This is a genomic window from Burkholderia sp. 9775_39, assembly GCF_015712225.1.
Classification (GTDB): Bacteria; Pseudomonadota; Gammaproteobacteria; order Burkholderiales; family Burkholderiaceae; genus Burkholderia; species Burkholderia cenocepacia.
Map to the genome: position 1 here is coordinate 74,340 of NZ_JACCQC010000024.1, position 13,839 is coordinate 88,178.

Annotated in this window: 14 protein-coding genes; 6 read left to right on the forward strand and 8 right to left on the reverse strand. The window is 69.5% G+C overall.

The features are described 5' to 3' along the window. Window positions 1-11: 11 nt before the first annotated feature. Together H0X90_RS27185 and H0X90_RS27190 are read left to right on the forward strand one after the other, a co-directional pair. On the forward strand, window positions 12-1,331 hold the full coding sequence (locus tag H0X90_RS27185) for an MFS transporter (RefSeq protein ID WP_034178639.1): 1,320 nt from the start codon (window positions 12-14) through the stop codon (window positions 1,329-1,331). Window positions 1,332-1,379: 48 nt separating this feature from the next. After that, on the forward strand, window positions 1,380-2,087 hold the full coding sequence (locus tag H0X90_RS27190) for a DUF2848 domain-containing protein (protein ID WP_077189311.1): 708 nt from the start codon (window positions 1,380-1,382) through the stop codon (window positions 2,085-2,087). Between the two features lie 350 nt (window positions 2,088-2,437). On the opposite strand, the gene H0X90_RS27195 is transcribed toward H0X90_RS27190, so the two are convergent. Beyond that, window positions 2,438-3,415, reverse strand: coding sequence for an NAD-dependent epimerase/dehydratase family protein (locus tag H0X90_RS27195; RefSeq protein WP_077189310.1), 978 nt, complete (start codon window positions 3,413-3,415; stop codon window positions 2,438-2,440). Window positions 3,416-3,514: 99 nt separating this feature from the next. On the opposite strand from H0X90_RS27195, the gene H0X90_RS27200 reads away from it, so the two are divergent. Continuing rightward, window positions 3,515-4,417, forward strand: coding sequence for a LysR family transcriptional regulator (locus tag H0X90_RS27200; protein WP_034202142.1), 903 nt, complete (start codon window positions 3,515-3,517; stop codon window positions 4,415-4,417). Window positions 4,418-4,447: 30 nt separating this feature from the next. Here H0X90_RS27200 and H0X90_RS27205 read toward each other — a convergent pair whose 3' ends face one another. Both H0X90_RS27205 and H0X90_RS27210 read right to left on the reverse strand, forming a co-directional pair. Continuing rightward, entirely contained in the window at window positions 4,448-4,771 is a 324-nt protein-coding gene (locus H0X90_RS27205; RefSeq protein ID WP_006496845.1) for a hypothetical protein, read from the reverse strand. Between the two features lie 60 nt (window positions 4,772-4,831). Continuing rightward, complete coding sequence (locus H0X90_RS27210) at window positions 4,832-5,704, reverse strand: LysR family transcriptional regulator (RefSeq protein WP_034203325.1); 873 nt, start codon at window positions 5,702-5,704, stop codon at window positions 4,832-4,834. Between the two features lie 146 nt (window positions 5,705-5,850). Between H0X90_RS27210 and H0X90_RS27215 the strand changes: the two genes are divergently transcribed. Beyond that, window positions 5,851-7,311: an MFS transporter gene (locus tag H0X90_RS27215; RefSeq protein WP_077189309.1), complete on the forward strand. Its 1,461-nt coding sequence runs from the start codon at window positions 5,851-5,853 to the stop codon at window positions 7,309-7,311. A gap of 96 nt (window positions 7,312-7,407) precedes the next feature. On the opposite strand, the gene H0X90_RS27220 is transcribed toward H0X90_RS27215, so the two are convergent. Further along, the gene (locus tag H0X90_RS27220; RefSeq protein ID WP_006492647.1) at window positions 7,408-7,605 is read right to left on the reverse strand and encodes an oxidoreductase-like domain-containing protein; all 198 of its coding nucleotides are present in this window, start codon (window positions 7,603-7,605) and stop codon (window positions 7,408-7,410) included. A gap of 162 nt (window positions 7,606-7,767) precedes the next feature. Here H0X90_RS27220 and H0X90_RS27225 point away from each other — a divergent pair, with 162 nt between their 5' ends. Next, window positions 7,768-8,190, forward strand: coding sequence for a RidA family protein (locus H0X90_RS27225; RefSeq protein WP_058903285.1), 423 nt, complete (start codon window positions 7,768-7,770; stop codon window positions 8,188-8,190). Window positions 8,191-8,270: 80 nt separating this feature from the next. On the opposite strand, the gene creD is transcribed toward H0X90_RS27225, so the two are convergent. The 4 genes from creD to H0X90_RS27245 form a co-directional block, all read right to left on the reverse strand. Further along, window positions 8,271-9,665, reverse strand: coding sequence for a cell envelope integrity protein CreD (gene creD, locus H0X90_RS27230; RefSeq protein WP_006485665.1), 1,395 nt, complete (start codon window positions 9,663-9,665; stop codon window positions 8,271-8,273). Between the two features lie 103 nt (window positions 9,666-9,768). After that, window positions 9,769-11,220: a two-component system sensor histidine kinase CreC gene (gene creC / locus H0X90_RS27235; RefSeq protein ID WP_006485670.1), complete on the reverse strand. Its 1,452-nt coding sequence runs from the start codon at window positions 11,218-11,220 to the stop codon at window positions 9,769-9,771. Window positions 11,221-11,235: 15 nt separating this feature from the next. Then, complete coding sequence (creB, locus tag H0X90_RS27240) at window positions 11,236-11,949, reverse strand: two-component system response regulator CreB (RefSeq protein ID WP_077189308.1); 714 nt, start codon at window positions 11,947-11,949, stop codon at window positions 11,236-11,238. Between the two features lie 70 nt (window positions 11,950-12,019). Further along, window positions 12,020-12,733, reverse strand: coding sequence for an SDR family NAD(P)-dependent oxidoreductase (locus tag H0X90_RS27245; protein ID WP_012493456.1), 714 nt, complete (start codon window positions 12,731-12,733; stop codon window positions 12,020-12,022). A gap of 351 nt (window positions 12,734-13,084) precedes the next feature. Here H0X90_RS27245 and H0X90_RS27250 point away from each other — a divergent pair, with 351 nt between their 5' ends. Further along, entirely contained in the window at window positions 13,085-13,762 is a 678-nt protein-coding gene (locus tag H0X90_RS27250; RefSeq protein ID WP_006496184.1) for a dihydrodipicolinate reductase C-terminal domain-containing protein, read from the forward strand. The last annotated feature ends 77 nt before the right edge of the window (window positions 13,763-13,839 follow it).

Genomic DNA, 13,839 nt, shown 5'->3' on the forward strand with positions numbered 1-13,839 from the left:
CCCGTCCCGACCTGCCCGATACCATGAGCACTCTCGTCCAGCCCGCCGCCCACGCGCCCCGCCGTGTCCGCAACAGCCGACTCGCGACCGCGAGCATGATCGGCACGTCGCTCGAGTGGTACGACTTCACGATCTACAACACGCTCGCCGCGCTCGTTTTCAACCATCTGTTTTTCCCGTCGGTCGATCCGCTGGCCGGCACGATCCTCGCGTTCTCGACCTATGCGGTCGGCTACGTGTCGCGCCCGCTCGGCGGCTTCGTATTCGGCAACCTCGGCGACCGCATCGGCCGCCGCGCGGTGCTGATGCTCACGCTCGTGCTGATGGGCGTGACGACCGCGCTGATGGGCGCGCTGCCGACCTACGCGCAGGCCGGCATCCTGAGCCCGATCCTGCTCGTCGCGCTGCGCTTCGTGCAGGGCGTCGCGCTCGGCGGCGAATGGGCCGGCGCGGTATTGCTGTCGGTCGAGCATGGCGACCAGAAACGGCGCGGGCTGTCCGCGTCGTGGACGCAGATCGGCCCGTCGTTCGGCACGCTGCTCGGCACCGGCTGCATCGCGCTCGTCACGCTGTCGACCACGTCCGACACCTTCCTGTCGTGGGGCTGGCGCGTGCCGTTCGCGGCCAGCGCGCTGCTCGTCGTGTTCGGCTTCTGGCTGCGGCGCGGCGTCGACGAAACGCCGCAGTTCGAGCAGCTCGCCGAATCGCATGCGACCGCCGACGTGCCTGTCGCCGACGTGCTGAAGTACCACTGGAAGCGCCTGCTGATCGCGGGCGGCTCGCGCATCGGTTCGGACGTGCTGTATGCGCTGATCGTCGTGTTCACGCTCACCTATGTGACGACCGTGCTGCACCTGTCGCGCCCGGTCGCGCTGACGGCCGTGATGATCGGCACGGCCTGCAATGCGCTCGCGGTGCCGTTCTTCGGCGCGTTGTCGGACCGCTTCGGCCGCCGGCCCGTGTATCTCGCCGGCGCGCTCGCCGGCATCGTGTGGGCGTTCGTGTTCTTCGCGCTGCTCGATTCCGCGCGCCCCGCGGCGATCGTCGCGGCCGTCGCGATCGGCCTCGTGATCCATGCGGTGATGTACGGCCCGCAGGGCGCGTTCGTGACCGAACAGTTCCCGACGCGCGTGCGCTACGCGGGCTCGTCGCTCGCGTACACGCTCGCCGGCATCGTCGGCGGCGGCTTCGCGCCGCTCGTGATCGCCGCGCTGTTCCGGCAGACAGGCACGACGACGGCCGTGTCGCTGTACGTCACCGCCGCGCTCGTCGTCACGTCGATCGCGCTCGTCGCCGCGCGCGAGACCGCGCACCGGCCGCTCGACGACTGAGCGCCGCCACCCGCCGACCATTCCTTCGCACTTCAAACGGATAGCCGCATGCCAACCCTGTCGTTCAACGTGATTTCCCTGCAACGCGCGCCGGCCGCCGTCGACGTCGACGTCGACGTCGAACGCGTCGTGATCGCCGGCTGGGCCGGCCGCGACCCGGCCGCGATCCAGGCGCACATCGACGAACTCGCGGCGCTCGGCGTCGCGCCGCCGTCGACCACGCCGTGCTTCTATCGCGTGTCGTCCGCGCTGCTCACGCAGGCGCCGTCGATCGGCGTGCTCGGCGCGCGCTCGGGCGGCGAGATCGAATGCGTGCTGGTCGACAGCCCGGCCGGCACGCTGGTCACGGTCGGCTCCGATCACACGGATCGCGAAGTCGAAGCGTACGGCGTCGCCGTGTCGAAGCAGGTGTGTGCGAAGCCGCTCGGCCGTGACGCGTGGCGTTATGCGGATGTCGCCGATCACTGGGATGCGCTCGAGATGCGTTCGTGGCTGATTGCGCGCGATGGCGACCGGGTGGCGTACCAGCACGGCGCGGTCAGCGGCCTGCTCGCGCCCGACGTGCTGTGGCAGCGTTTCGACGACCGCCGCACGATGCCCGCGCGCTGCGCGATGTATGGCGGGACCGTCGCCGTGCACGGTGCGATCGCGGCGATGGACGACGGCGACGCATTCGAGATGGAGCTGCACGATCCGGTGCTCGGGCGCAGTCTCACGCATCGCTATGCGGTCGAGGTGTTGCCGGTCGTGGCTTGACGGGAACGGGAAACTGCACGGCATACGGAGGCGACGGCGTTCAGTCGCCGTGCCAGCCCTACCGGTACGGCTGAAAGCAGTGATAGTCCGGAAAGTTGAACTGCGAGTTGTCGCAATACAGCACGCCGGCCAGATCCGTACACCCGCTCAATGCGAACATGATTGCGCCCGCAACCGACGCTTTCCATCCGAAATGCACCATCTCGCCCCCGTTTTCGCCCTATCGGTGTTGACCGACATGATGCGCATCCGACGCACGCGGGTATGTGGAGAATTGTGGTCCGGGGGCTTCATCGGTTCGCCGTGATGCGTTTCCATGCCCGGGCGCTGCCCGTGCTACCCACCGTTGCTCACCCGAGACACCCGAGCCCCGCCAGCGTCGCCTCCACCGCCGTATCGAGCGGCGTCACCGGCTCGCGGCCGAGCACCGCGGTCACGCGCGCGTTGTCCATCCGGATCGGTTCGCGCCACAGGTAACGCATCTCGAGCAATTCGCGCAGTGTCGTGACGAACGGCGCGGCCGCCCACACGAGCCACCACGGGAAATCGCGCAGCGCCGGCCGCATGCCGTGCCGCTGCGCGACGCGTTGCACGGCCTGCGCCATCTGCAGGCCGTCTTCATCCCAATGCCCGCCCAGATGAAAGCGCGCGAACGGCTCCAGCATCTCGCGCCGCTCGATCAGCTCGACCATCACGCGCGCCACGTCCGGCACATACGACCATTGGTGACCGACGCCGCGGCCCGGCACGCTGATGGCCGCGACGGGCCGCCCCGGCTTGATCAACCCCTGCGAAAACCAGCTGTTGCCGAGCTGCGGCCCGAAAAAATCGCCGGCGCGCACGACGATCGCCCGCACGCCGTGCACACTGGCGTCCTGCAGCCGCCGCTCCAGTTCGACGCGGATCGCGCCCTTGCGGGTCGCCGGATGCTGCGGCGCGTCTTCCCGCAGCACCGGAAACGCATCGGCGCCGAAGTTGTAGACCGTGCCCGGCAGCACGACGGTCGCCTGCGCGGCCCGGGCCGCCGCGATCGTGTTGTCCATCATCGGCAGCACCTGCGTGGCCCAGTTCCGGTATCCGGGCGGGTTCACCGCATGCACGATCACGCTGCAGTCGCGTGCGGCGCGCACCACCGCGTCGCGATCCAGCGCGTCGCCGCGCACCCAGGCAATGCCGTCGCGCTCCGCGATTTCGGCATCGAGCCCGCGCTTGAGCGCGCGCACCTGCCAGCCCGCATCGCGCAACTGCCGCGCGACTTCCCCGCCAATCCCGCCGCTCGCGCCGAGCACGAGTGCCAGTCGTTGCGTCCCGCCTGCGTCCGTCGTCATTGCCGCCCTCCTTGAATGGAACCGTCACGACACGCATTCTGGCGCGCCGATCACCATCAAGGAATTGCTGAACCCAGCAGATCAGCTATACATTTATGTATGACCACCGATCTGAACTGGGAACGCTACCGCACTTTCCTCGCGGTGCTGACGGAAGGCTCGCTGTCCGGCGCAGCACGGGCCCTCGGCATCACCCAGCCGACGGCCGGCCGCCATGTCGCGGCGCTCGAGGCCGCATTCGGCCAGACGCTGTTCACGCGCTCGCCGTCGGGCCTGCTGCCGACCGAAGCCGCGCTCGCGCTGCGCGGCCATGCGGAGGCGTTGCGCAGCGCGGCGGCCGCGTTCGAGCGCGCGGCGGCCAGCCACGGTGCCGGCGTGCGCGGCATCGTGCGGATCTCGGCCAGCGACGTGATCGCCGTCGAGGTGCTGCCGCCGATGCTCGCGCAATTGCGGCGCGACCATCCGGGGCTCGTGATCGAACTGGTGCCGACCGACCGCGTCCAGGACGTGCTCAAGCGCGAGGCCGACATCGCGGTCCGGATGGCGCCGCCTGCGCAGGACGCGCTCGTCGCGCGGCGCGTCGGCGCAATCGAGGTCGGGCTGTATGCGCGCGACGATTACCTGGCGCACCACGGCGCGCCGGCGACAACCGACGCGCTCGCGCATCACGCGCTGATCGGCTTCGATACGGTCACGCCGTTCATCCGCTCGGCGGGGCGCGGCATGCCGCTATGGAAACGCGACGCGTTCGCGCTGCGCACCGACAGCAACCTCGCGCAGCTCGCGATGATCCGCGCCGGCTACGGGATCGGCTTCTGCCAGACGGCGCTCGCGAAACGCGACGCGCGGCTCGTGCGCGTGCTGCCGGACGGGCCCGCGATTCGGCTGGAAACCTGGGTCGTGATGCATGAGGACTTGCGGGCGAGCCCGCGCTGTCGGGCCGTGTTCGATGCGCTGGCCAACGGGCTGCGTGCGTATGCGGACGGCGAAGTCGCCGAGTAGAAAGCGGCGTGCGTGAATCCGCGGGCCGCGCTATTCGTAGATTTTGCCGGCGAACAGGATGTCCGCGATGCGCCGCCACGGGTTGTCGGGCACATCGTAGAAACGCAGCCCTTCTTCCGACGCCTCCGCCCAGTCGATCATCGCTTCCAGGTACTCGCCGATCGACCGGTTTTCCCAGCCGAGCGCCGCGCGGGCGTACGGCGACAGCGGCGCGTCGGCCTCGAGTTGCCGCTCCGTGTGCCAGTCATGGCCGAGCACGCGCAGGAAGTGGATCAGCGAACGCTCGTCGACCACGCGCTCCAGCGCGTGCTGCAGCTTCGCGGCCATCTGGTTCTTCAGTTCGTCGTCGTTCATGCCTGTGGCCCCCTGGCGCGCCGCTTGGCGACGCGCCGCCGCATGTCGCGCGGCATGGTTTTACATCAGCAGTTGACGCGACAGCACCTCGCGCGCCTGGGTGACGGTCTCGCGTTCGCCCGGCAGCGGCGGCGTCAGCGAAAACACCGCGTCGGGCAGCGGCGGCAGCCGGTATTTCGTGCCGAGCCGCATCAGGCCGTCGCCGATCGCCGACGCGCACAGGCAACCGACCCCGAGCCCCGCCGCGAGCATCGACTGCAACCCGGCGACGCCCGACGCGCTATGCACGAGCACGTACGGCGTGTGCTGCTCGTCGAGCGAGCGCACCGCGACCTGATGCATCATGCAGTCGTCCGGCAGCAACACCAGCGGCAGCGGCTCCGGCAACTGCTCGGCGAGCTTGGGCGACGCGACCCACGACAGCGGTTCGCGCCGCAGCACCCAGCGCGTGTCGGCCGACGCCGGCCGGAACGGCCCGCTCGACATGTTCATCACGACGCCGAGATCGATCTGCCCGCGTGCGTGCGCCGCCTCGATCTCCACGCTCTTCATCGCGCTCACGTGCAGGCTCAGTTGCGGATAGCACTCGCGCAGCCGCGCCAGCATGCCGGCCACTTCATTCGTCCGGTAATAGTCGGTGATCGCGACGCGCAGCTCGCCCTTGATCGCCTGTCCGCGCAGCTCGTCGAACGCGGCCTCGTTCAGCGCGACGATGCGCCGCGCATGCTGCAGCAGCCGCGAGCCGGCGGGCGTCGGTTCGACGCCGCGCTTGCTGCGCACGAACAGCGGCACGCCGGCGCGCGATTCGAGCTTGCGCACCTGCTCGCTGACCGTCGATTGCGACAGGTGCAGCAGCGGCGCGGCGGCCGTCAGGCTGCCGGCGTCCGCGACCGCCGCGAACGTGCGCAACTGGTCCAGATCGAAACCGCGCATCGTCATTCCTTATCCATCGATTAACCCGATGGATGCTACCACTCTTTCCCGCTTTTCCGAAACATGAGCGATCCCCAGAATACGGGGTCAACGGCCTGCATCCGTCGATCGACTATCGGGCCCTAATTTTTTTGGATCCTGCTTTCATGACGAACAACACCCTCGCTCCCTGCGCGCCGGCCGGCGCGGCTGCCGCGGCGACGCCGCGCAGCCACCGCGGCTGGGCGCTCGTGGTCCTGCTGGTCGGCGCCATTCTGCCGCCGCTCGACTACTTCATCGTGAACCTCGCGCTGCCGGCCATTCGCGACGGCATCGGCGCGCGCCAGACCGAGCTGCAGCTCGTCGTGTCGGCCTATGCGTGCGCGAACGCGGTGGTCCAGATCACCGGCGGGCGTCTCGGCGACCTGTACGGACGCAAGCGCATGTTCATGATCGGCATGGCCGGCTTCGTGCTCGCGTCGACGCTGTGCGGGCTCGCCGGCAACGGCACGGTGCTGGTCGGCGGCCGCGTGCTGCAAGGCCTGTTCGCCGCGATCCTCGCGCCGCAGGTGCTCGCGACGATCCGCAGCGTGTTCAGCCCGCAGGAGCAAGTGCGCGTGATGGGCTTCTACGGGTTCGCGTTCGGCCTCGCGGCCGTGATCGGCCAACTCGGCGGCGGCGCGCTGATCAGCCTGCATCCGTTCGGGCTCGGCTGGCGCGCGATCTTTCTCGTCAATCTGCCGATCGGCATCCTGGCGCTGCTCGGCAGCTGGCGCTTCATCCCGGAAAACCGCCCGCCGCGCGGCCAGCGCATCGACGTGCCGGGCACGGTGCTGATGTCTCTGTTCCTGCTGATGCTCGTGTACCCGCTCACGCACGGTCGCGAAGCCGGCTGGCCGCTGTGGATGATCGCGTGCGGGGTCGGCGCGCTGCCGATGCTCGGCGCGTTGCTGGCAGTGGAAGCGCGCCGGCTCGCGCGCGGCCACGATCCGCTGCTCGACGTGCGCCTGTTCCGCAACCCGGTCGTCGCGCTCGGGCTCCTGCTCGCGTTCCTGTTCTACACGCTGAGCGCGTTCTTCCTGAGCTACGGGATCTATCTGCAGGGCTGCCTGAACTGGTCGCCGCTCGCGTCCGGGTTCGCGATCCTGCCGCTCGGGCTCGGCTTCCTCGCGAGCCCGCTGCTGATGCCGCGCCTCGTCGCCCGGTTCGGCGGCTATCGCGTGCTCACGCTCGGCTTCGCGATGCTCGCGGCGGGCGTCGCGATCGCCGCCGCGCTCGCCCGCGACGGCGCGCCGGGCCCCGGCTTCTACGCGGGCATCGCGGCGATCGGCGTCGGGCAAGGGCTCGTGCTGCCGTCGGTCGTGCGGATCGTGCTCGCGGAAGTCGATGCGGCCCGCGCGGGGGTCGCGTCGGGGATGGTCAGCGCGATGCTGCAGATCGGCGCGGCCGTCGGCGCCGCGACGATCGGCGGCGTGTTCTTCACGCGGCTCGGCGTGCATCCGGTCGCGCTCGATTACGTGCAGGGATTCAGGGCGTCGATGTTCACGCTGACGGTCGTGTTGCTGGCCTGCATCGCGCTGTCGATGGCGCTCGGCCCGCTGCATCGGCGGCTGCATGCGGATGCGTGACGCGCGACACGCGACGGAATCCGCACCGTCAGTGGAGGCGCGTGACACGGACACGGCGCATGCGCGGCGCGGCGAGACGGCTCGTCGGCCTCCGGTTCATCGGTGAGGCTCGCGCTGCGCCTGCCGCGCCTCCCATTCGGCCAGCTCGACGCGATAGCGCGCGAGCGCTTCGTCGTACAGGTCGAAGACGCACGGCGAGCAGCCGCTGTTGCAGCAGTCTTCCAGTTCGGGTTGGACAGGCGGGGTCGGACGGGGATCGTCGACGGACGGATCTCCGGAAACTTGGTTCGGCACGGCGTGGTCCGGTAAGGTGGAGTGGTCAGTATAGGGCGATCCGGGCCGCCGCCGCTTTCGGCAGGGCGGGCGGATCGACGATGAACGCGTCCATCATGGTGCGATCGTCGGGCGCCGCATGCCGCTGCGTTCGTCCTGTTTCCGTTCCATAGGAGCTGCGCGATGGCCGAAGCCGTGAATCCCCCGGAAGTCTGGGCGCCGTTCGGCGCGTTCTCGATGGCCATGATCCAGGGCGACGGCCGGATCGTGCATCTGAAGGGGCAAGTCGCGCTCGACCGCGACGGGCAGGTAGTCGGCGCCGGCGACATGCGCGCGCAGGTTCGCCAGACACTCGGCAATCTCCGCGACGTGCTGGCCGCACTGGGCGGGCAGATGCGCGACGTGATCTCGCTCGTCCATTACGCGACCGACATCGACGCATTCATGCAGGCCGGCGACATCCGCAACACGTACTTCGCCGCCCCCTATCCGGTGACGACGACCGTCCAGGTCGAGCGTCTCTACCATCCCGACCTGCTGATCGAGATCGCGGCCATCGCCGAGATTCCGCGGGCGCGGTTCCGTCGTCCCGAGACGGCTGCGTGAAACGCATCGGGCTCGCATGAAAGCGCGCGCCGGTCGCGGCATTCCCGGCCGGCGCGCGCACTTGCCTGCAGCCCGCCGGCTTACTTCGCCGGCGCGCCCGGCTTCATGGCCGTCGGCTTGTCGGCCAGCGGCTGCCACGCCGCGCCGAGCGAATACCAGTCGACGCGGCGCGTGAGCGTCATGATGCCGGCGAGAATCGCGAACAGCAGCAGCGAGCCGAGCATCAGTGCATTGTCCTCCGACAGCAGCAGCCCGTAGAGCGCCGCGTACAGCATCGCGAGCAGCGCGGTGAACGTCGCGCCGCGCTTCACGCTGTGCAGCACGAACGACAGGTAGAAGCCGAGCAGCCCGATGCAGGCGCCGCTCGCCGCGAGATACGCATAGCCGAACGCAATGTGTTCGGACAGGCTCAGCAGCAGCAGGAAAAACAGCGCGAGCGACAGGCCGACCAGCGTGTACTGGATCGGGTGAATGCGCAGCCGCTTCACGAGCTCGTACATGAAGAAGCTCGCGAACGTCAGCATCACGAACAGCGCACCGTATTTCGTCGCGCGCTCGGCCTGCAGATAGACGTTCACGGGTTCGATCACCGACACCGACGCCATCTCGATCCCGCCGTCGCCGTTGCCGTTGCCGGACGCCACCTGCTCGCGCGCCTTCGTGTTGAACGACGTCACGTGCCAGTTGCTGACGAAGCCGCGCGCGTCGATCGTGCGCTCGGCCGGCAGGAACTCGCCGCCGAAGCTCGGATGCGGCCACGTCGATTTCAGCGAGAAGTCGTTCTGGTCGCCCACCGGCGCGAACGCGACCGATTCCGCGCCGGCCAGCGGCAGGCCGATGCTGAACGGCACGACCGTCGCCCCGGCGTTTGCCTCCGCCAGCGCCGCGAGATCGACGTTCGCATGCACGCCCTGGCGCAGGCTCTCGAGCCGCGTGCCCTGCTCAACGTCGATCCGCTTGCCGCCGATGCGCAGGTCGGGCTGCGCCTTCAGCCCGCGCAGGTCGCCGATGCCGAGCGCGACGACCGCGCTGTCGATCTTGAAGCTCACGTGGCCGTCGGCCTGCGGCAGCTTCTTCAGGTCCGGCAGCGGCAGCGTGCCCGTCATCCGGCTGTCGAGCCCGTACACGAGCGCCTTGTGGATGCCGCGATAGCGCGTGCTGACCGACAGCGTGCCGTCGACGTTCAGCGTCTTCGGGAACACGAGCAGCCGTTTCGCCTCGCTTTTCAGGACGGTTTTCGCCTTGCCGCCGGCCCGCACGTCGTCGCTCGCGCGCGTGACTTCCGTGTAACGGACGACGAGCACCGGCCCCGTCACCGTCTGCGGCCCCGCATAGCTCGCCCAGATGCTCTGCAGCGCGCTCTGCCGATAGTCGGCGCGTTCCCGCACGATGCTCTGGACCATCTGCAGCGGGATCAGGATCGCCAGCGCGAGCAACGCGGTGATCATGGACTTGAACAACAGGACTCGATTCATTGCTGGGAGGTACCGGAGTGGAAGGTACGGTCAGCATGAGCGGCCCCGGTGAAGGGCGATTGAAGCCGGCGTGAAGCGAATGTGTGGCGGGCGTGAAGCGCGGTCAGCCCGCCGACGGCAGCGTGAGCGTCGCGCACGCGCCGCCTTCCGCGCGGTTCGCGAGCGCGACCTGGCCGCGGTGCAGCATCGCGACTTCGCGGACGAAACACAGCCCGAGGCCCGTGCTGCGATCCTGCCCGTCGGGGCGCGGCAGCGAATAGAAGCGTTCGAACACGCGCGAGAGCGCATAGTCGGGCACGCCGGGGCCGTCGTCGGCGACGCGCACGACCGCGACGTGCGCCCTGCCCGCCGGCTGCCGTTCGAGCGCGATCCGGATCGTGCTGCCCCGCGGCGCGAAATCCAGCGCGTTGTCGAGCAGGTTGCCGAGCGCCTGCCGCAGCAGGAACGGATCGCCGTCGACGACCGCCGGCTCGGCCGCGTCGTTCGCATCGATCCGCAGGCTCACGCCGCGCTGCCGCGCGCGCGGCTCGATATCGTCGACGAGCTGTTCGAGCACCGGCCGCAGCGCGACCGGCTCGTGCACCGACAGGCGCTGCTTCTGCTCGACCTCGGCCAGCGCGAGCAGCTTGCGGATCATCTGTTCGAGGCGGCCGGCCTGGCGGCGGATGTTCTCGGTGAAGCGCCGGCGGTTCGCGACCGGCATGTCTTCCTGCAACAGCTCGGCCGCGCCGCTGATCGCGGCCAGCGGGCTCTTCATCTCGTGCGTGAGCGTGTGGATGTAGGTTTCGACGTACTGCCGGTCCTCCAGCCGCTGATGCATGCTTTCCACCGCGCGCCCGAGCTCGGCCAGCTCGTTCGCGCCCTGCAGCGGCATCGACGCGCGCTCGCCGGCCGCGATCGCGCGCGCATAGCGCTGCAGGCGCCGCAGCCCGAGCACCAGCCACCACGTGCACGCGGCGCCGATCAGGATCGCGCCGCCCATCAGCAACGCGCCGTACAACATGATCTTGCGCTGGCTGCGCGCGATGAACGGCGCGACCGTCTGGTTCGGTTTCGCGATCGTCAGCACGCCGATGATCTCGTCGCCGCGCCGGATCGGCGCAGCGACGTGCATCACGGTACTGCTGTCGTCGTTCGGATCGCTGCGCGTGCTGCGCGCGCCGTATTCGCCGCGCAGCGTCCGGTACACGTCGTTCCAGCGCGAATAATCCTGCCCGACCGCGCTGCCGGACGAGTCGTAGCGAACGATGCCGTGCGCGTCGGTGATGTAGAGGCGGTAGCCGATCGCGTTCTTCTGGATGCCCCACACGTTCGCGCTGACCGGCCGCTCGTGCAGTTTCCCGAGTTGCCGCGCGAAGGCGCCGTCGGCGATATGGCCGTTCGCCATGTCGTCGGCGGCCAGCGTCGCCAGCACCTGCGCGGTGTCGACGAGCGTGTCCTCCATCGCTTCGCGCACGCCGGGCTTCACCTCCTGCACGAACACGCGCAGCGTGATCAGCGCGGCCAGACCGACGATCAGGAAAAAACCGAAGAAGATGCGCAGGCCGATATGCATGGGTGGTGCCGGTCGTTACGGTTGCAGCGAATAACCCATCCCGCGATGCGTGCGGATCGGGTCGCGCTCGGGATCGATCGCGCGCAGCTTGGCGCGCAGCGTCTTGATGTGCGTGTCGACCGTGCGGTCGGCCGAGTCGAGCGCCTCGTGCCAGACGAGATCCATCAACTGTTCGCGCGAGTAGATGCGCCCCGGATGCCGGACCAGCAGCGCCAGCAGCCCGAATTCGTAGCGCGTGAGGTCCAGCGCGTGGCCGAGCCACGACACGCGCGCGCCGTCGGTGTCGAGCGTGAAGCCGGACGCGACCGGTGCCGGCGCATCGGCCGGCGCGGTTGCGGGTGTCGGTTCCGGCGCGGCCGTCCGATGGAAGCGGCGCAGGATCACGCGCACCCGCGCCGCCAGCTCGCGCGGCGAAAACGGCTTGACGACGTAGTCGTCAGCGCCGATCTCGAGCCCGACGATCCGGTCGATCTCGTCGTGCCGCGCGGTCAGGAAGATCACCGGAACATCGGTGAACGTGCGCAGCCGCCGGCATACCTCGAAGCCGCTGAGGTCCGGCAGGCCGACGTCGAGCACCACGAGATCGACACGCGTGTCGCGCAGGCAGTCGAGCGCCGCCTGCCCGAGCGTGCAGTGGACGGTCTGCATGCCGTCGGTGCCGAGGGCGTAGACGATCGTATCCGCGATCGCCTGTTCGTCTTCGACGATCAGGATGGTGGGCTGAGTCATGGGTTCGGGTCGCGCAATCCGGTGCGACATTGTACGCACGCCCGGACCCGACGAGCCCGCCCTCGGCGCACTACGCCACGCGGCCGCTCACCGGAATCGACGCACCGGTGATCGCCTGCGCGTCGGCCGACAGCAGGAAGCCGATCGTCGCCGCGAGCTGTTCGGGCCGGACCCAGCGCGAGAAGTCGGCGTCGGGCATGTCCTTGCGGTTCGGCGGCGTGTCGATGATGCTCGGCAACAGCGCGTTCACGGTCACGCCGCGATCGAGCAACTCGGCCGCCAACGCCTCGGTGAGCCGCGCGACGCCGGCCTTCGCGGCCGCATACGCGCCCATCCCCGCGCCGGCCTTGAACGCCGCGCCCGCGCCGATGTTGACGATGCGGCCGGCCTGGCTCGCGATCAGGTACGGCAGCGCGGCCTTCGACGCGTTCAGCGCCGTCTTCACGTTCAGTTCGTACATGCGATCCCACGTGGCGGCATCGCCGTCGGCGATCGTCTGCCACACGAATGCGCCGGCGATGTTCAAGAGCGCGTCGACCCGGCCGAATTCGCGGTTGACCGTTTCGAGCGCCTGCGCGGCGGCCTGCGGGTCGACGAGATCGATGCCGCCGATGCGCAGCGCATCGGCCGGCACGCCGGGCAGCGCCTGCGCCGCCGGGGCCGCGCCGCGGCCGATCAGCGCGACGCGCGCGCCGCGCGCGCCGAGCCACGCGGCCGTCGCGACGCCCAGATGACCGAAGCCGCCGGTGATCGCGACTGCCTTGCCGTTCAGGTCGTGTTCCATCGATGTGTTCTCCTGGATCGAGGGTGATGGGATGAAATGCCGACAGCGTAGCGCCGTTCACGCGTTCGTGCGAACGGGATGACGGTGGGCCAGCGCAGTTCCGCTGTCGTTTCGCCGTGGCTATCGGGCGCCAAGCGCGGTTGGCGGCATCGCGAGATGGATCGCGATCCATGCGGCGCGGGGCGCCGCGACGTCGCGGACGCGGCTCGACGAGCGCGCGGTCGCACGGCCGGGCATAATGCGCGATGCCACGCCAGGCGTGGCGCGCGGCACGACAGTCGGACCAGCGTGGCCCGCCCGACGGCCTGCGCCACTGCGGACGCGCATCCCGAACCTCAACCCGTCCATCCCATGCAAGTACTCGTCATCGGAACCGGCAAGCTCGCCAACGAGTTGCTCGGCTCGCACCGGCTCGACCCGGCCACCTGTCGCGTGATGCCGTGGTCGGACGCCACGCGAACCGACGCCCGGTCGATCGTCGTCCATGCCGGTTCCGGCCGCGAACTCGCCGCGGCGATCGCGTTCTGCCAGGCCACCGCATCGCCGCTCGTCGAGTTGTCGACCGGCTCCGACCTCGAAACCGGGACATACGGCTTTCCGGTCGTGCTGTGTCCGAACACGAACATCCTGATGCTCAAGTTCATGAGCATGCTGGAAACCAGCGGCCACCTGTTCCGCGACTGCGACATCAGCGTGACCGAGTCGCATCAGGCCGGCAAGACGTCCGTCCCCGGCACGGCCGTCGGCATCGCCGAGTCGCTCGGCGTGCGGCCGGCAGACATTCGCTCCGTACGCGACCCGGCCGTGCAGCGCGGCGAATTCGGCATCCGCGACGATCAGCTCGGCCGCCATGCGCTTCACCGGATACGCATCGACGACGGCGCATGCAGCCTGCAGTTCGAATCGCGCGTGTCCGGCGATACGCCCTATGCGGATGGCGTATCGCGCATCGTCGAGGCCGTCCGCCGGCACGATCTCGAGCATCGTCGCTATTCGATCGTCGAGTTCATCCGCAACGGCTGGCTGTAGTCGCGGCGGGCGCGTGTAGCGCGGCCCTCCATGGCGTGGGTCGCACGCCTACGCCGACACGGCCTCGACGCTTCCCC

What these genes read in the sequence shown, in the direction of transcription:
- H0X90_RS27250 (WP_006496184.1), top strand. Translation starts at nt 13,085, where the DNA reads ATGCAAGTACTCGTCATCGGAACCGGCAAGCTCGCCAACGAGTTGCTC.
- creD (WP_006485665.1), bottom strand. Translation starts at nt 9,665, where the DNA reads ATGAATCGAGTCCTGTTGTTCAAGTCCATGATCACCGCGTTGCTCGCG.
- H0X90_RS27200 (WP_034202142.1), top strand. Translation starts at nt 3,515, where the DNA reads ATGACCACCGATCTGAACTGGGAACGCTACCGCACTTTCCTCGCGGTG.
- H0X90_RS27190 (WP_077189311.1), top strand. Translation starts at nt 1,380, where the DNA reads ATGCCAACCCTGTCGTTCAACGTGATTTCCCTGCAACGCGCGCCGGCC.
- creB (WP_077189308.1), bottom strand. Translation starts at nt 11,949, where the DNA reads ATGACTCAGCCCACCATCCTGATCGTCGAAGACGAACAGGCGATCGCG.
- H0X90_RS27215 (WP_077189309.1), top strand. Translation starts at nt 5,851, where the DNA reads ATGACGAACAACACCCTCGCTCCCTGCGCGCCGGCCGGCGCGGCTGCC.
- H0X90_RS27225 (WP_058903285.1), top strand. Translation starts at nt 7,768, where the DNA reads ATGGCCGAAGCCGTGAATCCCCCGGAAGTCTGGGCGCCGTTCGGCGCG.
- creC (WP_006485670.1), bottom strand. Translation starts at nt 11,220, where the DNA reads ATGCATATCGGCCTGCGCATCTTCTTCGGTTTTTTCCTGATCGTCGGT.
- H0X90_RS27205 (WP_006496845.1), bottom strand. Translation starts at nt 4,771, where the DNA reads ATGAACGACGACGAACTGAAGAACCAGATGGCCGCGAAGCTGCAGCAC.
- H0X90_RS27245 (WP_012493456.1), bottom strand. Translation starts at nt 12,733, where the DNA reads ATGGAACACGACCTGAACGGCAAGGCAGTCGCGATCACCGGCGGCTTC.
- H0X90_RS27195 (WP_077189310.1), bottom strand. Translation starts at nt 3,415, where the DNA reads ATGACGACGGACGCAGGCGGGACGCAACGACTGGCACTCGTGCTCGGC.
- H0X90_RS27210 (WP_034203325.1), bottom strand. Translation starts at nt 5,704, where the DNA reads ATGCGCGGTTTCGATCTGGACCAGTTGCGCACGTTCGCGGCGGTCGCG.